Here is a 24,594-nt window from a genome sequence, read left to right as displayed (position 1 = left end):
ACATCGCACTTGCTACTTATAAAAAGTTAGTAGCAAATCATTGGTTACCCTTGAAAGGAAATTGGATAATGTCTTTATCTATCGGTCTTCTTATTCTGCGTGTGGTTGTAGGTCTACTGCTGGCTGGACATGGCTCCCAAAAATTGTTTGGTTGGTTTGGCGGACACGGCTTTGCTGGAACCACGGGCTGGTTGAAATCCCAGGGATTTGCTCCTGCCTGGTTCTGGACTCTGTTGGGAACATTGGGTGAGTTTGTGGGTGGTCTGCTTTTGGTCTTAGGCTTGTTGACACCTCTGGCAGCGGTTGCCATTATTGCTAGCATGCTGATGGCGGTGGTACGCTTCCACTGGTCAAGTGGTTTATGGTCAACCCAGGGTGGTTATGAATATCCACTGGTTCTGATGTTCGTTGGACTGGCTGTGGCTCTGACTGGTCCTGGCGCGTATTCCATTGATGCACTTATTAATTTCACCTTGCCATCCCTGGCTTTCTGGCTTGTCCTACTGGTCGCCATTATCGTCGTTGCGATTGGCACTATTAGCAGTACTCGCCAGTCTGCTAAACAGGCCTCCGGCCAGAAAACTGCTTAATAGCAGCGCTCTAGTAGCTTGATTAATGGCTCTCTGTAGAGCAATATTGATTGGTTGGCTATCCCTCTCGATATATTGTCATATATCAAGGGGGATAGTTTTTTGTGCTTTATCCGACTCTTTGCAGAGTGTCAGACTGGTTATGGTAGCGGATGAGAGGCAAGAGGGAGGGTGAACCAGAAAGTCGAACCTTCATGCTGTTTACTGATGAGCCCAACCTGTCCATGGTGACGTTCAATAATGGTACTGCATAGATACAGGCCCAGCCCCAGGCCAGCTCCCGAACCATACTGCACCTCAATTCCCTTTGCCCGGTAGAAACGTTCCCAGATATGTTTTTGCTCCTCTATAGAGAGGCCGGGACCCTCATCGCGTACCTCGACGCAGGCCTGATCATCTTTTACTTCCAGATATACATCCACCGGCTTTTCAGGAGGCGAGTACTTGAGTGCATTTACGATATAGTTGTGTGTTACCTGCTGTATGCGGTCGGCATCGCCGCTAATAGGCACCTGACTCTCTTCAGGAAGATAAAGGCTAATCTGCCTATCGGTTATGACCTCTTGCAGGTCCTCAACTGTGGTGCGTACAATTTCTTTCAGATCGCATGGTTTCATTGAAACCACAAAATTATTGGCCCGAATCCGTGAAGCATCCAGCAGATCTCCAATCATGCGATCCAGGCTTATCGCGCGTCGCACGGTTTCTTCTAGCGGCTGTTGAATGCGCTCACCCTCTTTTAAGAGCGTCGTTTTTGCGATATCGGTCGCACATGCTTTGATCTTCTCGATACGGCGCAATGCCAGTTGCACGTTGCCACGAATACCGGTGAGTGGCGTTCTTAATTCATGGCTGGCAATGCTGAGGAAGGTATCGAAACGACGATTCGTCTCTTCCAGGGCTATCTCATTAGAGCGTGTCTGGGCCCATTCTCCTAACAGGCGCACCCGTTCGATGACCAGCGCGTTCAGCTTGGCGATCGCTTTGACTACGGCAATTTCCTCTTGCGTATAGGGACGATCCTCAGCCCTATCGATAAAGAAAATACCAATTAGCTGTGTCCCAATCATCATCGGCGCAACTAAGAGATTACTCATCCCAAACGCAGAGCGCTGCTCAAAAGGATGTTGTACGAGATTGCGCAATATTACTGTGTTGGTGTAAAGATCACTGATATCTTTATCTTCAAAGTAATCTGCCAGTGTAGATTTATCTACTTCTGCTCTGGCTGCTGCAATTTCTTCCTCTGGCAGACCACTGATACCGATTAGATTGAGATGTTGCGAGGGGGTTAAAGATGAGATACCAACCGTGTTGCTTTCAAGCACTTGATGGAGTATCTCGGCCAGGCGTTGAGCCGCCGAACCAATTGATGGCAGGGATATGCTAAATGTGTCGCTTAGCTTATCGATCCGTTCTGGAAAGCGGACCAATTCTTCGGCTACCACTAGCAAGGAGGCTAGCGTTTCCATCGCCTGGCGCGATTTTTGACGTTGCTCGGTGACATCACGGAAAACACACACGCCTCCGATAATTTTGCCTTTTTGGTCATGAATCGGTGAACCTGCTATATTGAGTTGGCATTCACATCCAGAGGGAAAGCGGATCATGATATCCTGTGCTTGATGCTGTTCGTTGCCACAGGATTCATCATCCTTGATATGACTCATCCACATCTGCTGGGCCTGTAGTTGCTTGCCATTCTCATCGTAGACCTGGTAACGGTCCATGAGCTGGAAACACTTTTGCCCGATCGCATCTTTTGCTGATTTACACCCAAAAAGGTAGATGGCTGCTGGATTTATATGGAGTATTGTGCCTCTCAGATCATAGACCAGAACAGCATCTGAGATGGCTTCAAACACAGCAATAAGTCGGTTGGCTACCGTAATTACATCCTGTTCTATCTCCTTATCAAAGGAGTCATATGATGTACTATTCATTGTATGTCTTTCCTTACCCGGCACGTGTGAAGAAAGTTCAAGTGGATTTGCGAATAATTGTTTTTGTATATATGACTGGGGATATAAGCCATTTCACTCTACTTCATATATAAGCGGCATAAAATAAAACTTTATTTTATGCTATTATTTTCTACTGCATCAGTAGAAATACAAAGTCTAATAATGAAGTTGTCCATACTTTGTATAAATATACCAATAAATAATATTCATGAATAAATAGGATGTCAAGCTTAACAGTGGAAGTAGGGCAGCCGCTGGCATGCTATCAATTTGTTTTCCATATTTCTATCAAGCCATTGATGCTGCCCGAGGCAATGAAATTTCCATTGGGAGACCAGGCCAGGGCTGTGACGTCAGATTGGGCGGTAATGCTATCTCCGGCCCGATGGCGTAGTATTGTGCGACCGCTGGCGACTTCCCAGATCTGAGGATCTGTGAATGTATTTAAGCCTGCGAAACTGTTGCCGGAGACGATATGTTTGCCATCAGGCGACCAGGCTAACGCGGACGGTGGCGCGTTATGACCATAGTAGATCTGGATTGGGGTGGCATCGTTGCTGCGCCAGACATGGATGGTATTGGCGTTTTTAGCTGCCGTGGCTGTACCTGCTGGTATATATCCACTGCCGGAGGCGATATATTTGCCGTCCGGTGACCAGGCCAGCGTTGGAATGTTGACAGCATCTTTGTGCCCTTGATATGTCTGCTTGATTGTTCCAGTGGTGGTGTCCCAGATGTTGACGACGTTATCATCGGCGGTGGCCAGTAATTGATCTGTTGGTGACCAGGCGACGACCGTTGTTTGTTTGGCCGCTTCCGGATACATTGTGACCTGCCTACCAGTTGCCGCATCCCAGATCACGATGCTCGTATGGGTGCCGTCGTTGAAATCTGAAGCTACTTGCAGGTTGTTGGGAGACCAGGTGATGGTATCAAGTCCAAAATTAGTTGGTAAGTGGCAGATGGCTGTGTCCTGGGCGTTCTGGGCATCCCAGATATGTACTTCTAATATTCCGGCATTCGATGACATGCTGGAGGCGATATATTGGTGGTTGGGTGACCATGCCATGGCATAGTCTGCACCTATCATATAGTTGTTGGGACCATACTGGAGGCGTTGTTGACCTGTGAAGGCGTTCCATATCTGCACGTTCTCGGCCGCTGATACTATCTCCTGGCTGTCTTGTGACCACGCGAGAGTCCGGATAATGACTCTGTGGCCGTGGTATGTATAGATTGTGGCGCCTGGTCCTGGCGTGGGGGTTGGTGTGGCACGGGGTCGACGTCTGATAATGGGTTTTGGCGTTGAGATAGGATGGAGCCAGGCCTGTACTTCGTGCTGTAAGGGCTGATATGCGAGGGCACCTGCGAGAATGGTTCCTGTCCCGGCGATCAAACCAAATGCCACATTACGTCGGGTGAAACGGCGTTGCGCGCTGACTGGCTGCTGGTCTTTAACTATCGGATGTGAATATTTGTCGCGATTTTGTGCCAGGATGGTTGTTGAGGCGTTCGGGACCTGACTGGCCTGTTCAAAGGCGGTCGCGAACGCTTTGATGCTGCGAAAGCGTTTCTCGGGCGTCTTGCTGAGGGCAATCATTACAACTTCTTCGATCTCTGCTGTAATATGTGATAGGCGTTTGCTGAGCGGCGGCGGCGCGGTTAGCGCGTGTTGAATCGCTATTTCTGTAAACGAGCCATAAAAAGGTGCCGCACCACTCAACCATTCATAGATGACGGCGGCTAATGCATACTGGTCGCTGGCAGGATTGGTTTCGCTCTTTAGTTGTTCGGGGGCCATATAAAGAATCGTGCCTACGATTTTTTGCTCTTTACTGCTTGCCTGTGCGTTTTGTATCACCTGTGCGATACCAAAGTCACTGAGCAACAGGTCCTTTTCGCCGCGTAGCAGCATATTTTCAGGCTTGATATCGCGATGGATAAGTCCTTGATCATGGGTATGTTGCAGGGCCGCCGCGACTTGCAACACATAAGGTGTAATGCTGCTGGCTGTTAAAGGTGTCCCCTTGGGATAATGCTGGCGTAAAGTGCCATGGGGCGCATATTCCATGACCAGATAAGGGACACCTTTTTCGATCCCAAATTCCAGCACGGTAATGATGTGAGGATGTTCTAAGCGGGCCACCAGACGGGCCTCTTGTAGGAAGTTGGCCTGCGCTTTTTCTCCCAGGTGGACATGGAGAACCTTGATGGCTGCGGGTGTTTTGAGGTAAACATGCTCTCCATAATAGACATCAGCAAAGCCACCGCGCCCTAATAAGCGTATCAGTCTATAATTGCCCAGGCGTTTTTCTGGTGTACTATTCATGATTGGTTGGCTCCTCCTCTCTGTTTTAGCGGGCGGCTTGCCAGATCTGAACGGTCGTATCCAGGCTGGCGCTGGCTATCTTTGTGCCGTCGGGAGACCAGGCTGCAAAGGAGACGGGACGTTGATGGCCTTGATAGACAAAGATATCCTGTCCTGTGGTGATGTCCCAGACATGGATGGTCGCGTCTTTGCCTGTGTCGACAAAGTTCGGGTCGGTGACGTATTTCGACAGGTAGTGTGAGCCCTCGTACGAGGCAATCAGCTTACTATCGGGTGACCAGATGGTCGTGATTGGTTTTTTGATTGACCCTTTGTAGCTGGTAAAGATTTTGCCGGTCAGGGCGTGAAAGATATCCCCGTTACTGGTTGCGAGATATACCCCATTGGGGGACCAGGCCAGCGCGGAGACACCATTATTTACCGGGTAGCTGGCTAGCTGCTTGTCGGTGGGTATGTCTATGATTTGCACCTCAGCTGGCTGATTGGGGTCCTGAAAGCTGTCAGGTCCAATGGCGAGTCGTTTACTATCGGGGCCCAGCTGATGGAACCAGGTGCATGTGTGAATAGCTCGGTTAGATTGGTCATGTTCCAGGCAATAACTTTATCGCTACTTGATGCGATGTAGTTTCCATCAGGGGACCACTGGAAGAATTCATTGGCCGGATCATCTGGTGGTCCGCCTGCTCCGGTCAGTATTGTTTCTCTGGCCAGCACTGGTTTGCTCGTACTGAGTTCCCATAGCTCAAAATAGCTCGCTCGCCCGGTGGCTAAGTAGCGCCAATCTGGCGACCAGGCCAGGACATTGACCACTTGATATTTTTTGATATCCTGGTGTGTGATCGCATTCCATATCCGCATGCTCTGATCGCGGCTCCAGGATGCGATCTGCTGGCCATCTTTTGACCAGGCGACCGCATAAACGGTATCGCTATGTTTGTTGTACGTAAAGAGATGCGTCCCGATGCGAGGTTGTGCTGGCGGGGGAAGCGATTTTTTGCGCTCTACAGGTTTAGCTGGTTGCTGTTGTGTTTGCCAGTATAGAAGACCTCCGCTGGCCGCCAGTGTCAGACCGCCTAATCCAAGCAAGCTAAGAGCCACGCGACGCCTTCCCAGGCGGCGTGTATCAGTCGCAGGTTCTACATTGCCCATGATCTTCTTATAGTTTTTGTTAAAGCTTTGCAGGGATTGGGTGATACTACCTTTTTCTAACATTTCAACAAAGATGCTGGCAGAAGGGAAGCGCTCTGCAGGATCTTTGGCGAGTGCTTTTAATAGTACCTGTTCGATGGCGGGGCTCAGTTCGGGCAGGCGGCTACTCAATGCGGGTGGTGGTTGCTTTATTTGCTGTTGGGCTAGTTCAATATAATCGTTACTCGAAAAGGGCAGTGTGCCGCATAGCCATTCATAGACGATCAGTGCCAGGGCATATTGATCGCTGGCCGGGCCCGCCTGGCCCTGGATCTGTTCAGGGGCCATGTACGCCACCGTTTGGAGCATGTCGGTAACACTTTGTGAATGCGAGTTGTGTGATAAAAGTGTGAGGCGAAAATTGCTGAGCAGTACATTTCCGTGGTGGTCCAGCCAGAAGTTGGTGGGCTGGATATCTCGGTGGAGTATCTGTTGTTGATGACTGTAGTCCAGGGCATCTGCGAGCGGCTTAATATAGCTCAGGATCATCGGCAAGGGGAGACGCGAGCCAGCGGGATGGCGCTGGCGTAAGGTGCCGGTCACTATATTAGGCATGACCAGAAATGGAGTGGTCTCTACTACTCCAAATTCCATGCTGCGCAGGATTGAGGGATGGCTTAGACGTGCGATAGCTGCCGCTTCGGTTATAAATTGTTCCTGGTCGGCCTTGGGGAGATGCACCTGGAAGTGTTTGATAATGGCCTGTGTGTTTAGATAAATGTGTTCCGCCAGGTAAAAAATAGCATCCTGGTTGGTTAATAATACTGTAAGTAAGCGATAGTTGCCGAATTGTATGGCCGGTGGTCTGACTGGTTCTATCTGCTCGGGCATTGGCTGGCACCCCTTTATACACTCATTGTGTCGCTTGCCATAACATTACATGTTTATCTGCTCCGCCTGAAACGATATGCTGATTATCTGGAGACCAGGCCAGGGCCATAACAGGAGCCCGGTGTTGGAGATACGTGAATAGATGTTGGCCTGTCGCGGCCTCCCAGATTTGCACCGTCTTGTCATCACTGGCTGAAGCGAGATATTTTCCATCGGGAGACCAGGCTACCGCGTTGACCGTAGCGCTATGCCCTTTATAGGTCAAGTAGGTCTGGCCACTGAGGGCATCCCATACCTGCACGGTTTTATCTGTACAACCAGAAGCGATACGCTTGCTATCGGGCGACCAGGCGAGTGCGGGAATGTCAAATTTAACTGAATCAAAATTATGCCCCTGATAACTGGTAATAGCGGTGACGTGTTCTACATCCCAGACAAGCGTATGTAAAACGCTGGAGACCAGGTATTGTCCATTGGGAGACCAGGCAATGGCATTGGTCGCTGGTGCTGCGCTCTGGGTTGGGTCGGGATATTCAATGATGCGTTCTCCCGTTGTGGCATCCCAGGCGCGTGCTTCCAGGTTATTACTGTTATTATTAGCCGCCAGGCGTTGACTATCTGGCGACCAGGCCAGCATGGTTGATGTTGCGCTGGTGTTGAGCGTGTTTGGTGTGGTGGGCCTGGACATGGTGTAGATGGTCCGACCATTTCCGTTGCCCGCTTCTTCAGGTGTTTGCCAGACCCGCGCTGTTTCGCTTTGACTGAGTGAGGCGATGCTCTTGCCATTGGGTGCCCACGCCACGGCATTCACAGGTTCCTTGTGTGCGTTGTAAATATAGCTGCGCAGAGCTGGCTCATTCAGTACTGACCAGACCTGGACCGTTTTATCATGACTTGAAGAAGCGATGAAATGATTGTCCGGCGACCAGCTCAGGCCGGTTACTATGTCAGTATGTCCTGTATAGGTGAGCAGCGTGCTACCCTGTGATCGGGTTGGTATGACGACTGGTGCCGCCGGTTTAGCGGGTTTGGGCGCATTAGACGGTGAATGTAGATACCAGATTAACCCTCCTCCGCCCAGTGTAGTAAGTCCGAGGAGTCCTGCCAGTCCGGCGGTCACGGTGCGGCGCGAGAGGTGGCTGGTAGGTTGTTTGGATCTGGTTGGTTTTAAATCTGGTAACTGTGATGGGGTTGTAATGGCTTGCGCCATGGCCAGTTCCATGGTGCTCTGGCTCGCGCCTGCGCCTGCAGCGGTTGAAAGCGCATTGGCTGGATCAAGATATGTGTTATATGTGATGGGTGTATCGTTTGTTGCAGTTGTTAAGTGTCGCGCAGCCAGCTCTGATCCTGTGTACTGTCTGCTGATCGTCGTTGTCCTCAGGTATGCATCTTCAAGCGCTGTCGCGAACTCGCTGATGGATGGATAGCGTTGGGCTGCTTCTTTGGCCAGCGTTTGCATGATGACCTGTTCTATGTGGGGTGAAATGATGGGCAATTTTTGGCTGAGGGGTGGCGGCTCTGCGGTTAAATGCTGCGCCACCATTTGCATCAAGTGGTCGGCTTTAAATGGATGTTCTCCACAGAGCCATTCATAGGCGACGATCCCCAGCGCATATTGATCACTGGCCGGTCGTGGGTGGCCATGAATCTGTTCGGGGGCCATATAAGAGACGGTCCCTGCTACCTCGTTGCCGCTGCGCGAAATAGTGCTGCGATCAACAGTCGCGATGCCGAAATCACTCAACAGGATCTCATTGTTACGTCCAATCAGCATATTCTCTGGTTTGACGTCGCGGTGGATCAGTTTTTGTTCATGGGCGTATTGCAACGCTGAGGCCATTTGCCTGACATACGCGACGACCGCCTCTAGTGGTACGCGACTCCCCTTGGGATGCCGCGTGCGTAATGTCCCGTTGGGAGCATAGGTCATCACCAGGAACGGGGTCTGTGTCTCTTCATCAATACCAAACTCTTGTACGCGCACCATTTGAGGATGGTGTAAGTGGGCGATAAGTTGCGCCTCGCGCAGAAATCTCTCTAAATCTTTCTCGGATAGATATGTTAACAATACTTTGATGGCCGCGGTTTTTTGCAGATAGATATGCTCGCCACGATATACCTGGGCAAAGCCACCTTCACCTAGTAGATCCTGTATATAATAGTTGCCCAGTTGCTTGCCTGTATAATTAAGCATATGCGACCCTTCTGTAAACCTGTCTCTTCAGTAGATAAACGTAGCTTGCTATGATTTATTGCAGAAAATTATTGTAGATAGATAGAACCCCGTATCACATGAGCGATACGGGGTTCTATCTATCTACTTTTATTTTATCCTACAGCAGGTTTAGCACCACTCTTTGGTGGCTACACCAACCATCATACCTTTTTTGAACATACGACCGCGGGTCTCCTGTGGCTGCTGCATGCGTGTGGTAAGTACGACACGTTGCTGAGCAGCCTGACCCAACTTCAGATCGGCGTCTTGCTCGATCTGCTTAAAGATCATCATACCCTTTTTGAACTGTACCATACTTTCACCTCTCAGCCTGAATGATTGTTGAACGACGCGCTTCTAGCACAATCCCTTGACGGTTGAACCGACCATCATACCCTTCTTGAACATACGACCATTGTTCTGCTGGGCCTGCTGTACTCGTGTGGTCAATACAACACGCTGCTGAGCAATCTGACCCAACTTCAGATCTGTTGTCTGCTCAACCTGATTGAAGACCATCATACCCTTCTTGAACTGTATCATATATTCACCTCATTCTCACTTGTGGCATCATGCCGCTCAACATATCAGCGCGACATTTTCTTGTCTGGCGGGGCGGTCGCAGCTCTTACGACTTCGTTGCTCTTTAATTTCTCGACTTCACTGTTCTACTAATCTATTCCGAATCGCCAGCTCAAAAGCGGTAATTTTTCGAGCATTTCTCGCATATTCATCGTCATTTTCCTCCCCCGTGACCCTTTTTTGCATGCGGGGGTAAGCATGTCAAAATGAGCACAAAAAGCCAGCTACATACACTTATAGTGCATATAAAGTGCAAAAATTGCATACGATTATTGATTTATGCTATGGCTCTAATGCAGCACAAAACAGCTATCAATGTACGATCATAACTGCGTGCTCAGCAGCGAGCGCTGTAGCGTTTAAATTTGTTACTGAAAAACGAAAAAAGGGAAAAATTGCTTCAGGCCTCATTCAGGCCGTCACACGAAGCAAAGACACGAGAGATTGGCGCTGGTCACCTTCTTATAGATCTGGTTGATACTTATAGGTTCGGCTGATACGCGCCACTTTGATAGATGCCTTTACCACTCAGGTCTGCCAGACATCTTTCAGTAAAGAGGTATAAGTGATGGGATATCAAGACAGACGTGGTGCGACAGTCAAAAAGCATTGATGCCTTCATGTGGTCCCTCCGTCTCTTTCTATCTTGATAATCAAAAGTAGCAGAATCATCTTTGTCGATGTTTTACAATACAAAGATAGCATAAAGCAGGACCATTGTCAAGCTGATTACGGACAAATATTACAAATATTACAAAAATGGAACAAAATGTCGTTACATTCATTTACATAAGTGATTTTCTGTTTGCGGTCATACATGGAAGAATGGGAGCAAACGCTGAAAGATGTTGTTACTGGCTTAGCAGGCCATGGTTGGCGTTGGCTGGATAACGTGAAAAAACGGCCAGCGCTGGCGTTAATCATATTTTAAAGGCTTTCCACGCTTTCCACTGACATGGCCGCTAGCAGGGCATCCAGGGCTGAACATTGGCGTGCCGCATCGCTATTGTCTACGGGCTCTGACCATTTGAGGCCAAATTGATAGTTGCCAGCTGGATTGTTCGCGACGATGGCCCGGGCATTGTTTAGCATAAATTGCTGGTAGGCTGGTTTGGGTAGCACTTCGTAGAGTGTGGCCAGATTGCGTATAAAGATGCCTTTAAATTGCGGCCCGTCCGCTCCGCAATCACCTGACTCGCACGGCTCCTGTAAAATACCATAGCGATCAACCAGCGTGCTAATGGCTGCATCCGCGATCAATTCAGCCATATCGCGATAAGCCTCGTCTCGGGTGATGCGATACATCTCTGTTAAGCCACCCAGGATCACGCCTTGATTATATGTCCAGGTGACGCCGCCGTTATTCTGGCAAAATTCATTTAAGCCATCATTGACCAGGTTATAGCGATTGATCATTCCGCTGTGCCAGAACCAGATCCAGCCTTGATAGGCACGCTCAAAGTAATAGGCGCGCTCATCTTCATGGGTAACCCGTTGGTGCAGGTGGGCAGCAATGGTAAAGTAAAGCTCGTTGGCGATCGCATTTTTGTAGCTACGTTCCTTGGACCACCAGATCCCGCCTCCACAGTGGTTATCCCAGCCGCCTTCCATGTCCAGGAAGATGGTACGGGCCATATTCAAGTACTGAATCTGTCCCGTCAGATCATATGCTTTGATCCAGGCCAGGGCCCACCAGCCCTCATCATCATAGTAGTCATTAATAAAATTTCCACCACTATGCTTCTGAAAGATTTCCTGGATCGTATTTGCATACAACGTGCTGTTGGTACGGGCCTGGTAGTCAGAGATCGCCCACAGGATATTGGCGGCATTCCACCAACCTGTGCTATCCCAGAGGCACTGGTCGGGATTGTACCATTGCTGCAATGTCTGCAGTCCACCCTCTACATGCGCGCGATAATTATACATTGTGTCCCTGCTTTCTGCATCTAACTCAACTTTATAATGCTATGCCTGTCTTCTTTTCACGCTATAGTGTCTCACTGGTTTCATTGTGATGCACAGGATAGCGATTCCTTTGGATTTTTCTCGTTATGTTGATCGCGTAGCTATTTAGCTTGACACAGTAAAAAGAGAATGGTACACTCCTGACTATATCAATGCACTCAAAGGAGGTAAAAATGACACTTTTTAATACTACAACTACACCCTCCGCTCGTTTCGGGCTTGCATTTCTGGCCGTGGGGCTGGAACTTGCCCGGAGGTAAGTGCATCTTATCACCATCATTCATCCATTTCCCCTTGAGATGACGCGGAGATAGGGACGTTTTGTGCCTTGCGCAGATGTTTGCTATCTTACTGTGTCACATATACGCTACTTGATGGACCACTGGCGCACTTACCACCTGTGGTTTTTTCGTGAGCAGTAGACCACAGGTACAGCTTCTCTGGTGTGTGCCGTGGCTTTGCTGTCTTTGTGGCAACTCCATTCCCCCGGCCTTGCATGACAAATGTTTACTTTTTTGCGCCTGAACTGGCGCTGAAAATCATCGTCATGGCACATCAATCTGCTCCTGGTTCGATTATTCACCTGCCTGATAGGTATAGAGGATAAACAATGCATGTTTTTTGTGGGCGCACGCTCTCTCTGCGCTCAGCCGCCGCCGTCTGCTGTTATGAAGTTGCTGTCAATGTGTTTCTGGTCAGGGAAAAGGAGTATGGGTTATGGTAAAAAAGATTTCAAAAAATGACTATCAGGATGATCTAGATAGAGAGGAAGCGGAGAGGCCGGTGCGCTGGGAGCCTATACGCCGCCCCGAGGTGCGGGTTAAGCAGGCTAAGAAGACCAGCTATGAGAGCAATGCTGATGTTCAGCGCTGGCTTAAAGAGCAGGGTGTCGAGGTTAGCCAACCGGCTGCCTTTAATCCCACTTTCCTCTCTTCACAGCGGGATGCGCCCTGGATTCTGTCTTCGTTGACTCCTCTGTACGATCAGGAGTTGATCCTGGATATTCTACATGTGGTTAAGAGTGGTAAGGAAGCGACCGTCTTCTGTTGCTCGGCCCATCCCGATACCGGTTTAGATTACCTGGCCGTGAAGGTCTATCGCCCGCGTATGTTCCGCAGCCTTAAAAATGATGCCGACTATCGCAATAATCGTACCCAACGCGATGAGCAGGGGCGTGTGGTGCATGGGGATAATCGATTGCGTGGTGTGGCTCGTAAAACAGCCCGTGGTCATGCGGCCCGTGTGACTTCATGGATTGAGTATGAGTTTGATACGCAGCGCAAGCTTTTTCAGGCCGGTGTCCATGTCCCGCGCCCACTGGCTTATGTCGGTAACGCGGTCCTGATGGAATATGTTGGCACCGAGGGTAATGCCGCGCCACTATTGCGCGATGTAAAGCTCGATGCGGCTGAGGTTGAGCCCTTGTTTGAATGTTTGTTGGCTGACATCGAATTGAGCCTGGTCAACGGTCGTATCCATGGCGACCTCTCGGAATACAATATCCTATACTGGCAGGGGGCGGTCACTATTATTGACTTTGCCCAGGCAGTGGATACCTCACACGATGAGGTGTTTCCGATTTTTGCCCGCGATATTGAGCGTGTGTGCCAGTACTTTGAGCGCTATGGTCTGGAGCGCGATGCCCACCAGCTAGCGGCTGAACTATGGACGCGCCATATGGGGGGCCGTACTGAGGATATCGTCTGATAGCTTGAATACAACGAAGACAGGTTACTCAAAGTATACAAAGCATACTTTGAGTAACCTGTCTTCCAGCTGATGAATAACGCCTGTTATTCTGAGACTGCCAGGGCAATCTCATCATCCTCTTCTGTGTCGATGATACTCAGCAATTTGAGGGAGGGTATCCATAGTTCCGCGTTTTTTAGCTCGTTGCGTGGATGGGTGGTGCCTACGGCGATGGCTGGTATGTGGGCTGCGTGCGCGGCCTCGATCCCAGGCAATGAATCTTCGATTACCAGGCATTCTTCTGGCTCTGCTTGCATCAGCTCTGCCCCTTTGAGATAGCCTTCGGGATGAGGTTTGCCTTGCTTGACGTCGTTGCCTGAAATCAGCAGGCGTGGCATGGGTAACCCCGCGGCCTTCAGACGTGCCCTGGCCAGGGTGGCTGGCCCTGAGGTTACGACTGCCCATTGCTCGGGTGCGAGTTGTGCCAGTAGCTCTGCTGCCCCCGCTGTGGCGGCCACCTCTTTGGTATCCAGGGTCTGGATATCGTCCAGGTAGCGTGCTTCTATTTCGGCTGGTAATTTTGGTGCCACCTGGCGAATAGTATCGATTGTGCGGCGCCCATGAATCGTACCCAGCACCTGCTGAACATCCAACTGGTGTCGCTTGGCCCAATCACTCCAATGGCGTTCTACATTAGCAATTGAATCTACCAGGACACCATCCAAATCAAATAGGAGTATGCGACAGATTAGAACCTTGCTATAATCTTTTTTCTTTGTCATAAGTAAATGTACTTAGGAAATCCTTTCTATGTCTGGGCTATTTTTGGTGTTTATTTATGTCCATTGAATAAGTGAACGTGAGATTTGTTTGATTGAGGGACAACCTGCCAGGATCATAGCAGATTGAAGTTCTTTTTGTAAGATCTCCAGTATATGTCTTACCCCTTCGGAACCTTGAACTGTGAGCCCCCATAAAATTGGTCTTCCGATCAGGACGGCCTGTGCTCCCAGGGCCAGTGCCTTCAAAATATCGGTTCCGCGCCTGATACCACCGTCGAGATAGATTTCACAATGTTGCGCGGCCACGGCGACGATCTCTGGTAAGGCTTCGATGGGAGCGATCGTCCCATCCAGCTGCCTTCCGCCATGATTTGAGACTACAATACCGGCCACCTGATGTTGGACCGCCAGCGTGGCATCTTCAGCGGTTAAGATGCCTTTGAGTATAATTGGCAGGCTGGTATGCGTGCGCATCCAGGCTATTGTATCCCAGGTCAGCGTATGGCCTGCATACGCTGCTCGTTCGCTATTGTCCAGGCTACCGTTTATTGTATGCCGGGCGTTGCCAGAAAATGCTCCTGGATAATATTTTTTCTGGAAATTTCCCATCGCGTTGCGTTTATCGCGCTCGCGGTTGGATAGAAGCGGTGTATCTACGGTCAGGACAATGGCCTGGTAACCGGCTGCCTCCGCACGCTTGATCAGTTGCTGCGCCTCATTCAGGGTATGGATATAGAGCTGATACCAGCGTAATCCCTGGCTGGCCCTGGCAATCTCCTCCATGCTAAATGAAGCATCGTTGCTGACAATCATACCACTACCTGCCGCATCTGCACCACGTATGGTGGCGCACTCGCCATCTGAATGGGCCATGCTATGTGCGGCGGTTGGTGCGACCAGAATTGGCATGTCAATCTCTGTGTTTAGTACGGATGTCTTAAGGTTACTGTTGCTGACATCAACCAGAACGCGTGGGCGCAGGCGTAGTTGGGCAAAGGCTGTGCGATTGGTGCGGAGCGAGATTTCATCCTCGCTTCCTCCCTGATAATAATCCCAGATAGGTCGGGCCAGTTGCGTCTGGGCGAGTACTTCATAATCATGCACATTGATTGGTTGCATCCTACACTCCTGTATGCTTGAACGCTCTGACCAGCAATATATATTTTCTTATACTATGCCGTTCAATCGTATGAGCGCAGCTGCCTGGCAAGCGCTCCCATTTCCTCATAACTGCTCAAGTTGAATGGTTGAGTCAGTGGCAGCGGAGCTAGCCGCGTCCAAGCGGCGTTTACGATTGCTTTTTAATACTATACTATGGTTGTTTCGGCTTTCGGCTCGTTACATCAGAACACCAATTATTGTGGGGACCAGAGATAGGTCTGGATCTGGCAACATTCGCGAAAACCAATCCTACTATAAACGCTGTAGCCAGCGGGTGATGCTTGCAATACACCAATATTGTATCCTAAAGCCCGGGCAACTGATAGAGGGGCCATTGAAATAGCAGTGCCAATGCCGCGCCCTCGCACTTCTGGTAGGGTCCCAACGGAAAATAGTCCCGCGATCCCTGCGCCAAGAAAAATTGAGGAGGTCGCGACCGCCTTGCCATCAAGCCGTCCAAGGAAACGTCGGCTGGGAAGATCTTTTCCCCAGCCCAGGCATTGTTCAAAGCGGACATATTCTGGATCGATGCTGGCTGCCGCGCCTCCAAAGGCTATGGCTGAGACATGTATCCATTCTTCTAACGCGGCGGCGCTCTCAACTTCTTCAATGCTGAAGCCCTCGATTTGAGGGAGGGCCGCTGGTAAGTGGGAGAGCTCCAGCGCCATCCCGGGCTCTGACCCATTGTATTGCAATCCGCTTTTTTTTAAGTATTGGCCCAGATTGGCCGGCCGGGTGCCTGGAAAAATCCACCACAGCATTGGCACTTGCCGTACTTTGAATGGCGTCATGACCTCTTGTATTCTGGCTAGAATTGTTTGCTCGTCCATCTGTGTGCGCATGACAACATTGAGGGATGGCTGTGGTATTCCGGTGATGGCGGCAATATGATCGCTGCTGTGATAGGCTTGTGCGCCAGGGATACAACTACAATACATAATAAATTCAACCAGGTTGTTTTCCATGGCCGTAATGATCCCGGGATAAGATGTCTGGCGGAGGATATTACTGCTAATGCTCATCTAGCTGTCCTTTAGATTAGGCTCTTTATATTATGGGCAATGTGATGTGTATTTCTGTTCATCCTACCATGCTGTTTTCTGTACTAGCAAGGGTGGCCACATTTTTTCGCGGCGTAGCATCTGTTAAACCTGAGAATGTGGCAAGGCTATACATCAGGTCAGTAAATAGCCTCCATCTACGAGGAGCAGGCTGCCAGTCATATAATCAGCGGCACTACTGGCGAGGAAGAGGGCGACTTTGGCGATATCATCGGGTTCGCCCAGGCGTCCCAGTGGAATTTGTTGCAGAAAGGCATTGCTATTCATGTCGGTGACGCCAGCTGTCTCTAGCGTAGCGGTGGAGACTGAGGAGGTGCCCGGCGTAACGATTTCTCCAGGCGCGATGGTGTTGACTGTAATGTTGTGAGGACCTAACTCGAGGGCTAGCGCTTTGGTGAGGGCGATGATACCACTCTTGGATGCACCATAATGGCTTAAGTATCTGGTCGGGGTTAGCCCATCGATCGATGATATGTTGATGATGCGACCACCATGCCCTGCTTGTAACATATGCCTGGCCGCCTTCTGGGCATAGAAAAAAGTTCCTTTGAGATTAATGTCAAACACTTGATCCCAGGTTGCTTCGGTGGTCTCTAATGCCGAGGAAAAAGGATAAATCCCGACGTTATTGACCAGGATATCCAGGCTGCCAAAGGTTTTTAGCGTTGTGTGGAGTATGCCATCGATGGTCTCTATCTCGCTTACATTGCCATAAATGGCCTCTGCCTGACCAGAGCGCGCTTTAATCTCTTGCGCGGTTGCCTGAGCGGCTGCCAGATTAATATCGACCAGCATAATGGCCGCACCGGCTTCCGCGAGCCGGCGGGCAATAGCCTGGCCAATGCCAAGCGCGCCTCCCGTAACCAGCGCGGTTTTTCCATGTAGATCAAACAGGCTGGCGATACTTTGTTGCTCCAATAATATATCCCTTTAGACGTTTTATCAGGATTTCACGGACTCGCCCCGGCGATAGGTAGCCGTGAAATCAAAACTGTGCCCGACCGCGATCAACCATTGGTCGTCTTGCTGGACCAGGATGAGATTCATCAAGCCACTTCTTGGTGGCAATGGCTGCTCGCTTGCTGTCTGATGTCCGGTCGTGGTCCAATTAATATCTACCGACGCGATCCCAGGTGTAATCCAGGTCGTGCGTACCTCTTTTATGCTAAGGATGGCATGCTTTAACGTTGTTGTAAAGGGGATCTGGTGTAGGCGCTCTATTTCAGTTCTGCCAGCCATCAGTTGGCCTGTCACATCGGTAAATTCTCCATTCTCACGAAAGAGCTCTGCCAGTTCCTCTTCGTTGTGTCTGTTCCATGCACTTGTAAGTTTCTCAACCACTTGTTTAACTATAGCTGTATCTGCATTGGCTTGATTTACCATCATGTGCCCTCCCCGCAAGCGCGGCTGTATTGCAGGTCATTCAGAAAATGTGTGTTCATAGATATATAGAAACAGTATACTCAATATCTATCGTCTACACTAGTTAAAAAAGATAGGCTTTACACCCTTGAATGTCTACATTAACATATGTTAATGTATTAACACTTAGGCATGATGTAAAGGTCCAGGAACGCTTTTCTGCCATCGACCTTATCACCAGGAATGTATGATATTGGTCTTATAAAAAGACATTTCTTTTTATAATAAATTTGAAGTATCTATTAATAGGGCGTTTTGCTCTGTTTTATGGTGTACCATGTAGCTTAGGAATACTATACGTATTTTCCATGCAATGTGCTTTTCACGTTATACGCTTGAAGTTGTTCGTTATATAAGGTATAAAGGGGCATGTCTTCTTAGCGCGATCGTGTTGTATTTTTTTCAGCACTAGACGCCTTTTAAGGGTGTAAAATAGGAAATTGTCTATGGCCAATACTGTAATGCATGAAATCGCGTTTTCTTTTGATCAACCGGATCAAGTTTTGAATTCTTTCCTCAAGCTCTTGCAGCAAAGGCTAAGACAGCCTCTAGCGACGAAAACATCAAGGGAGATTGTTGTTCGCAACGCTCTGACTGTATTAATTATTGATGCATACCAGGAGCGTGCTCAATATATAGGTGGCTTGCTGACGGCTGTTGGATATCGGCCTGTTATCATGTTTAATGAGCTGGACGCTTTTACGGCCTTCCTGCGTGGTAGTTGTTTGCCCCTGGCCATTGTCCTTGGACAAGATGATGGATCAAATCGTTTATTTGTGAATCGCCTGGTGCAGCAGTTGATGCAGCGCTATGATTGGGAGCCTTTGATGATCCGTTTGCAGGATTCACGCCCGGCTGCTTTCGGTTCTTCTGGCTCTGGCGAGTTTCTCCCTTCGTCCAGCGGAAATCTTCCATCATCTCGCCCCTCTTTTGCCAATACCACCAGGCCTTTGAATAATCGAGCGGGCGAGCAAAAAGGGACCGGTAGTCAGCCTACCTGGCCTAATGCTGGCGATATTTCTTCTTCCCCGGTATCTCCATATCAGAGTGGCCCATTGCCTGGCAACCCGGCTTTTCCTCAGGGACGTGGCCCCGTCTCGCGCGTTTCCAATCCTGCTGGCGAATTTTCGGCTGCAACCAGACCACAGAACGAGCAGGCTATTTCTAACTCGGGCTCGAATTTTCCTTCTATGCATTCTGTACATACGGAACCACCTGTTTCTAAAGAGCTTAAACTTGAGCCTCAGCTCGAAAAAGTTGAAGCGCCGAAGAAAGAAAAGGTGTATCTGGATGGGCAGAGCCTGGGTCGCTATCAGGTACGTGCTCGTTTAGGTAGTAGCGTGTATAGTGAGGTGTATCGTACCTATGATCGTTTACGTGAGCAGGAAAGCGCTCTGAAAGCAATTCAGGTGGATATGGTGCCGTTTTATGTGATGAAGGATTCTGTCGAGGAGGTTACTGTTTTTCAACAGGAGGCAGAGCTGCTGGGGCCTTTGCAACATCCTCATATTTTACCTGTGATGAATTGTGGTAAGTCGTATATTAGTGGCACTAATTTTATCTATAAAAACATGCCCTTTTGCGCTGAGGGTTCGCTGGCCAATTGGATACGCCGCAACGGAGGCGGTAGCCCTTTTGCGTTGAAGGATATTTTACCTGTGATCCTCCAACTGGCTGATGCACTACAGTTCGCCCATAACTATCAAGTAACCTACCAGAATTTTAAGTTAACAAATATCCTCGTCCTCAATCAGAATAAGCGCATGGCTAAGTTAGAGGTGGCCCTGGCGGATTTTTCTGTCGTCCAGGATGGATCATACTTTTCAAAGCTACCTGAAGGATTTCCCTACATGGCCCCGGAACGTTGGGATGGCGCTGTCTATCCAGCCTCAGATCAGTATGGGCTTGCCGCCATTACTTATGAGTTGTTGACCGGACGTCCTCCGTTTCAAGGCACAACCGAGCACGTGATGAAGATCTTGCATACCACAAAAAATCCTCAGCCAGTCACAACGCTGAATCCTAAAGTGCCTGCTTCTGTCAACGCGGTCCTTGCGGCGGCCCTGGCAAAAAAACCAGCTGACCGCTTTGGCTCGGTGGCCCTGTTTGCGCAGACGCTGCAGCGCTGCTAAGTCTTTGTTTGTATGTTTACTTGAGGCTACCATTACTACTTCAAGTCATAAAGAAATGAGCGAATCCCCCGACGGGGAGTCCGCTCATTTCTTTATACGTACGCATGAATCGTTGACCATACGTACGTACCTTGTGCAAACTAGGCATGTGTGAGTTCAGACTCACCGGTCAGCAGCTTGTTCAGGGTCTCGCGTTTGATGCGATAGGCCTGCCGCTCATTCACGTGGGGCAGAATGATTGCTTCCAGGGCACCCTGTTTCACCCAGCGACGAACGGTAGTGTCGTCTACCCTTAGAATATTTGCAACTTCCGATACAGTTAATAGCTCGCTCATGTGGTGTTTCTCCTTTTTTAATTCTATTATTTGGATACCGTCTCAAAACGGTGCTTTATTCATTAACAGAATGAGTTATAAAAATGCCTGCCAATGAATAAACTGTGTTGTATTTGTCATTATATTGTATATCAAGTAATGACATTTGTAAAGACCTATCTATGGAAATATATTTCTTAGCGTTTCTATGTTACAGAATTTTTGTTTTGCAATATTCTGAACAATAACGGCACCGCTGATAAAATTTCTTTTGTCCGTCATTAAGACTAATAGTTTACAGGCTTGTGTATATACATATATGTATACGTGTGACTTGGGAAATAAGTGACGCGCGCCATACTATCAGGCTATTCTTGTTTGGCGGCTAGGAGCAATAAAAACGAAATGAGTTTATGTAGAATGCGTCAGCCAGGGGAATATTATTTATAAAATTACTCTATCAAATAAATTATTTTTATTGCAATAGTGGATAAAATATTATTTTTATCTTGCTTATATCTGTTTGCTTGCTTTTCATGATGACTGCAATAAATTTGTTTCAAATACAATTGTTGAGTCCCTATTTATTATAAATACGTGCTAAAGGTAACATAAATGTGCGTGCATTTGTGCATAATGTTATACCTTTTAATTGGAACTATGCTGGATGCGCGGATTTAAACAACCAGGATGCGGCTTACTGTAGGGGATATGTGTTCTGTTCTCTATTCGGGCTACTTTATGCTGCTGTTTAAATCAAGATTGTGGTTGAGGGATTATTATATGTCACGAGGAAAACATAAGAAGCCGCAGCGAATTGAAAAGGGCATGCTGGTAGAGACAAATGATAAGGATTTAGGGGAAGAGGATATCAGCCAGCCATATGTTCAGGATGTGATAAGAGATGGGCAGGGGCATACTACAAAGCTTATCATTCAAAAAGGTGCTGTGTTTAAAAAGCAGTTGGAGGTGCCTGTCGATCGGGTGCAGGAGATTGTGCCTGCCCGGAACAGTGCTAGTGGATCGGGACATGTGCTGCTGGATATTGATGAGCGTGAGGCTGAAACATTAAATGCCCGTGGTCTGGAGGAGGTGGCGAGTGAGGAGGAACATCAGGAGACGCTGCTAGGGGAGGTTGAGAAGGATCTTCCTACAGTTGAAGGTGTGCGGGCCATGGAGGTCCAGCGCGAGATTGGTAATGATCAGGTGGATGCTCAGCCTCTTTCTCCTGGCACTCAAGCGCGCCCTTCTTTCTGGTTGCGCCTATTGGGCCCTGGTTTTCTGGCTGGCATGGCTGGCAATGATTCGTCCGCGGTGGCTTCATATTCTGTTGATGGTGCGCAGGTGGGCTTTGGCCACCTCTGGCTGATGTTGCTCTCGACTCCCCTGTATCAGGCGGTACAGTACGCTTGCGCGCAAGTAGGCCGCTTGACGCAAAAAGGCTTTTCAGAGGTGCTGCGTGAGCATTATGGTCGTCCCAGTGCTGTTGTCGCTTCGCTGGCTTTGATTATTGCTAATATCGCTTTGATAACGGCTGATCTGGTGGCGATTGGTAGTGGCTTTCAGCTATTGACCAATATTAATTGGGTCTGGTTTGTGGTCCCCATTGCCCTGGTCCTCTGGTATCTAACTGTGTTTAACAATTTTGAGACGCTCAAAAAGATCTTCATTCTTATGAGTCTGGGCTTTGTTGTCTATATTATTACTGATATTATGGCCCGTCCTGATTGGGGCGCTATTCTTAGTAACACTTTTATACCGCATATCGATTTCAACTTTGCGAGCATTAGTAGTGCGGTTGCTCTGTTGGGAGCAACGATCTCACCTTATAACATTTACTGGCAGGTGCAAGGAGAGAAAGAGGAGCGTCGACCTGGCACTATGCAGCAAAAATTACGCCTGGCTTTCTGGGATATCGGTATCGGGGTGGTGAGTGGAAATCTGATTGCATATTGTATTATCATTTGTACCGCGACTACGCTGTTTACTTACCATAAGACGATTGCGACGGCGGCCGATGCTGCTTTAGCCCTCGTTTCTATTATGGGGCCAGCGGCTAAATATCTGTTTGCCATTGGCTTAATTGGTGCCGGGCTGGTTGCGATTCCTGTTTTGCTTGCCAGTACTTCTTATGCTGTTACTGGTACTTTTGGCTGGCCAGCAGGTTTGTCAAAGAAACCATGGCAGAGCGAGGGTTTCTACCTCATTCTTACCGGTGCCCTGATACTTAGCCTGGTGCTTGCCCTCTGTCATCTGGACCCCATTCAACTCATTTTATGGGCTAATATCATCTCTGGTGTGCTGGCTCCGGTGCTGGTGGTGTTTCTCTTGCTGGTTGGTAATAATCGCCAGATTATGCAGCAGCGCACGTTTGGTTGGATCTCCAATCTATTATTGGTGTTGACCGTTTTGATTATGGCTGCTGCAGCTATTATACTTTTCTATGGACTTTTGACAGGTCAACAATAAAGAGGTTTCTCTAACAAAAAAACTAAAAATTTAGAAGCGGGCCTTCGCGCCCGCTTCTAAATTTGATGTATGGCATAGCGCTGTTAGAATACTAGAAGATGTTGGCGACGCGACTGATTAAAACGGCCACAATCAGGAAGGAGATCAGTCCTTCCAGCATCATCAGTATCTTGGCCGGGCGGCTGAGTGGATAGGTATCGGTTGGACTGAAGGCGGTGGCTCCGGTAAAGGCCACGAAGAGGTAATCGAAGAAATGTGCTTCCCAGGGCGTCCCGTTGACTTGCTGCGGAAACATAAAGTCGCTGGCCTGGTGATTATTTATATGCCGCTTACGAGGACCTCCACCATCTATGTTCCAATACCATAATGCAAACACCATTATATTGCTTATCCATAGTAGTGCCGCAGAACTTAGTAGCTTAAAACCGCTACTAAAGGTGGAGATTTTTGTAATAAGCAGAGCCATTTCGATGATGAGTGCAATAGTGACAAGGCCTAGCAGTGTCAGGCTGAGTGGCCGTGCGACGCGATGTGGTATCGCCCGTCCTGTTACCCAGAATTGCCACAGCGGTATCAGCAGGATAACTTCAATGGCCAGCACCGTCCAGCCCGGACCAATTCTTAATTGATCTGGTAGGAAGAAATAACATACACCTATTAATAGAGCACATAATGAGACCAGTAACCTGGGGACTTGCCCTATCAGTTGCTGTTCGGCTGATAGGTGCTTATGTGCTGGCGGTAACTTTTGCTCTGTCTGCTGTTGTTCCATGGTTCTATGTTGACCTTTTCCCTACGCTATAACGTTCTTGCTTGAGATATTATAATTGTGTCATGCTCGAAAAGCAATTATGAATTTTGCTCGGTTGGTGTTAGTTTCGCTCAGGCGATTGAAGAGCCCGCCTGTATACAGTCAGGCGAGCTATCTCTTTTTTTGAGAAAGTAGATTATTACCATCATATGCAACAGAATATAGATGAGCAACAATATTATGACAAGCAGAAAAAGCGGCTCTCTATTAGTAGAGCTTACATGCTTCAGCGCTGGGTTTTTCGGCTCTATATCTGTATCGTTCTTTTACTGTTGTTCATCCTTGTGGTAGGCGCGCTTGCCAGTAAGACGGCATGGGGTGCCTTTATTGTTAGTAGCGCTATGCCATGGCAATTGATCTTGCCTGGCGCCCTGGTGGTTGGTTTTCTGTTTATCTTTACAGATACATTCATTCAAAGCCGTGAAGAGGAATGGTTTCGCTACTATGGGAGCCAGATCATTGCTACCGTGGTGGCCTTTGATGAAGTGTATATCTGGCGCTGGGCGCGCCGTTTTTTTAGTGTTAATGAATACCGTCTAAAATTGGAATGGACCTCTCCTCAATCGGGACAGGTCTATCATTTCTCGCGCCGCGTGCGGGATAGTAAACTGCCCACCCAGGGAGCCCAGATACCTGTGTTGATTGATCCTGCTGATCCAACCTATTACCTGCAAGAGGATTTTAAGCGTTCCTATGATTGATCGTTACCATTAAATAATTTTTCTAAGAATGTGACTCATCTTCATGATCACCGCGCTCTTCACGCCTGAGTTTGAGCGCCAAAGGCGCTCAAGAAGTATCCTTGTGTGGTGCAAAATGTGCGCCGAGCGCACATTTTGCACCACACAAGAAAAAAAGGTCGGGCGCGCCAGCGCACGTCCGTATAAGAGTGGCACGCTTCTCATGATGATGGGCGTAAGACATATTCTTAGCATTTCTTGTTGAGAGTGTGGAGCGGATAGGTGATTGCAGCCACCTATCCGCTCCACACTCTCTTTCCTGCGATTTTTTTTTGTTTCAGACGTTATTTACTACAGAACCTTGTTTTATGGCGGGTTCTTTGTCGTGATGATCAGGTGTGTGTAT

20 protein-coding genes are annotated in these 24,594 nt (G+C 48.7%); 5 read left to right on the top strand and 15 right to left on the bottom strand.

Annotation, left to right across the window (positions count from 1 at the left end; translation table 11 throughout):
- Positions 1 to 68: 68 nt before the first annotated feature.
- Complete coding sequence (locus tag EL645_RS31170; RefSeq protein ID WP_126556260.1) at positions 69 to 590, top strand: DoxX family protein; 522 nt, start codon at positions 69 to 71, stop codon at positions 588 to 590.
- A 140-nt stretch (positions 591 to 730) separates the two neighbouring features.
- Here the strand turns inward: EL645_RS31170 and EL645_RS31165 are convergent, their stop codons facing one another.
- The 8 genes from EL645_RS31165 to EL645_RS31130 form a co-directional block, all read right to left on the bottom strand.
- Positions 731 to 2,533 (bottom strand): sensor histidine kinase, encoded by a 1,803-nt coding sequence (locus EL645_RS31165; RefSeq protein ID WP_126556257.1) that lies wholly within the window; start codon positions 2,531 to 2,533, stop codon positions 731 to 733.
- A gap of 286 nt (positions 2,534 to 2,819) precedes the next feature.
- On the bottom strand, positions 2,820 to 4,883 hold the full coding sequence (locus tag EL645_RS31160; RefSeq protein ID WP_126556254.1) for a serine/threonine-protein kinase: 2,064 nt from the start codon (positions 4,881 to 4,883) through the stop codon (positions 2,820 to 2,822).
- A 25-nt stretch (positions 4,884 to 4,908) separates the two neighbouring features.
- Complete coding sequence (locus tag EL645_RS31155) at positions 4,909 to 5,352, bottom strand: WD40 repeat domain-containing protein (protein WP_126556251.1); 444 nt, start codon at positions 5,350 to 5,352, stop codon at positions 4,909 to 4,911.
- Positions 5,340 to 6,902, bottom strand: coding sequence for a serine/threonine-protein kinase (locus EL645_RS31150; RefSeq protein WP_126556248.1), 1,563 nt, complete (start codon positions 6,900 to 6,902; stop codon positions 5,340 to 5,342). Before EL645_RS31150 ends, EL645_RS31155 begins: the two co-directional genes overlap by 13 nt.
- Before the next feature lie 22 nt (positions 6,903 to 6,924).
- A complete protein-coding gene (locus EL645_RS31145; protein ID WP_126556245.1) occupies positions 6,925 to 9,096 on the bottom strand; it encodes a serine/threonine-protein kinase in 2,172 nt (723 codons plus the stop codon).
- A 150-nt stretch (positions 9,097 to 9,246) separates the two neighbouring features.
- On the bottom strand, positions 9,247 to 9,432 hold the full coding sequence (locus tag EL645_RS31140; RefSeq protein ID WP_126556242.1) for a hypothetical protein: 186 nt from the start codon (positions 9,430 to 9,432) through the stop codon (positions 9,247 to 9,249).
- 42 nt (positions 9,433 to 9,474) lie between these two features.
- On the bottom strand, positions 9,475 to 9,660 hold the full coding sequence (locus tag EL645_RS31135) for a hypothetical protein (RefSeq protein WP_126556239.1): 186 nt from the start codon (positions 9,658 to 9,660) through the stop codon (positions 9,475 to 9,477).
- Positions 9,661 to 10,626: 966 nt separating this feature from the next.
- The gene (locus EL645_RS31130) at positions 10,627 to 11,628 is read right to left on the bottom strand and encodes a glycoside hydrolase family 76 protein (RefSeq protein WP_126556237.1); all 1,002 of its coding nucleotides are present in this window, start codon (positions 11,626 to 11,628) and stop codon (positions 10,627 to 10,629) included.
- Positions 11,629 to 12,384: 756 nt separating this feature from the next.
- Here EL645_RS31130 and EL645_RS31125 point away from each other — a divergent pair.
- Positions 12,385 to 13,374, top strand: coding sequence for an RIO1 family regulatory kinase/ATPase domain-containing protein (locus tag EL645_RS31125; RefSeq protein WP_126556234.1), 990 nt, complete (start codon positions 12,385 to 12,387; stop codon positions 13,372 to 13,374).
- Between the two features lie 86 nt (positions 13,375 to 13,460).
- Here the strand turns inward: EL645_RS31125 and EL645_RS31120 are convergent, their stop codons facing one another.
- The 5 genes from EL645_RS31120 to EL645_RS31100 all read right to left on the bottom strand — a co-directional run bounded on the left by EL645_RS31120 (position 13,461) and on the right by EL645_RS31100 (position 17,746).
- Positions 13,461 to 14,138: an HAD-IA family hydrolase gene (locus EL645_RS31120; RefSeq protein ID WP_126556231.1), complete on the bottom strand. Its 678-nt coding sequence runs from the start codon at positions 14,136 to 14,138 to the stop codon at positions 13,461 to 13,463.
- Positions 14,139 to 14,192: 54 nt separating this feature from the next.
- Positions 14,193 to 15,257 carry an alpha-hydroxy acid oxidase gene (locus tag EL645_RS31115; protein WP_126556228.1) on the bottom strand — a complete coding sequence of 355 codons (1,065 nt, stop codon included), beginning with the start codon at positions 15,255 to 15,257 and terminating at the stop codon, positions 14,193 to 14,195.
- Positions 15,258 to 15,493: 236 nt separating this feature from the next.
- The gene (locus EL645_RS31110; protein WP_126556225.1) at positions 15,494 to 16,321 is read right to left on the bottom strand and encodes a GNAT family N-acetyltransferase; all 828 of its coding nucleotides are present in this window, start codon (positions 16,319 to 16,321) and stop codon (positions 15,494 to 15,496) included.
- 153 nt (positions 16,322 to 16,474) lie between these two features.
- Positions 16,475 to 17,278 (bottom strand): SDR family NAD(P)-dependent oxidoreductase, encoded by an 804-nt coding sequence (locus EL645_RS31105; protein WP_126556222.1) that lies wholly within the window; start codon positions 17,276 to 17,278, stop codon positions 16,475 to 16,477.
- Between the two features lie 24 nt (positions 17,279 to 17,302).
- The gene (locus EL645_RS31100) at positions 17,303 to 17,746 is read right to left on the bottom strand and encodes an SgcJ/EcaC family oxidoreductase (protein WP_126556219.1); all 444 of its coding nucleotides are present in this window, start codon (positions 17,744 to 17,746) and stop codon (positions 17,303 to 17,305) included.
- Positions 17,747 to 18,228: 482 nt separating this feature from the next.
- Between EL645_RS31100 and EL645_RS31095 the strand changes: the two genes are divergently transcribed.
- Positions 18,229 to 19,914 carry a serine/threonine protein kinase gene (locus EL645_RS31095; RefSeq protein WP_126556216.1) on the top strand — a complete coding sequence of 562 codons (1,686 nt, stop codon included), beginning with the start codon at positions 18,229 to 18,231 and terminating at the stop codon, positions 19,912 to 19,914.
- A 140-nt stretch (positions 19,915 to 20,054) separates the two neighbouring features.
- On the opposite strand, the gene EL645_RS31090 is transcribed toward EL645_RS31095, so the two are convergent.
- Positions 20,055 to 20,249, bottom strand: coding sequence for a helix-turn-helix domain-containing protein (locus EL645_RS31090; RefSeq protein WP_126556213.1), 195 nt, complete (start codon positions 20,247 to 20,249; stop codon positions 20,055 to 20,057).
- 762 nt (positions 20,250 to 21,011) lie between these two features.
- Here EL645_RS31090 and EL645_RS31085 point away from each other — a divergent pair.
- Entirely contained in the window at positions 21,012 to 22,697 is a 1,686-nt protein-coding gene (locus tag EL645_RS31085) for an NRAMP family divalent metal transporter (RefSeq protein ID WP_161977841.1), read from the top strand.
- Positions 22,698 to 22,788: 91 nt separating this feature from the next.
- Here the strand turns inward: EL645_RS31085 and EL645_RS31080 are convergent, their stop codons facing one another.
- Entirely contained in the window at positions 22,789 to 23,469 is a 681-nt protein-coding gene (locus EL645_RS31080) for a DUF1345 domain-containing protein (RefSeq protein WP_126556207.1), read from the bottom strand.
- A gap of 188 nt (positions 23,470 to 23,657) precedes the next feature.
- On the opposite strand from EL645_RS31080, the gene EL645_RS31075 reads away from it, so the two are divergent.
- Positions 23,658 to 24,209, top strand: a complete 552-nt coding sequence (locus tag EL645_RS31075; protein WP_126556204.1) for a hypothetical protein — start codon at positions 23,658 to 23,660, stop codon at positions 24,207 to 24,209.
- Positions 24,210 to 24,594 lie beyond the last annotated feature (385 nt).

This window comes from Dictyobacter kobayashii (genome assembly GCF_003967555.1).
Lineage (GTDB): Bacteria > Chloroflexota > Ktedonobacteria > Ktedonobacterales > Ktedonobacteraceae > Dictyobacter > Dictyobacter kobayashii.
The sequence above is the reverse complement of the archived record's forward strand: the minus strand, read 5'-3'. Positions and strand labels throughout refer to the sequence as shown.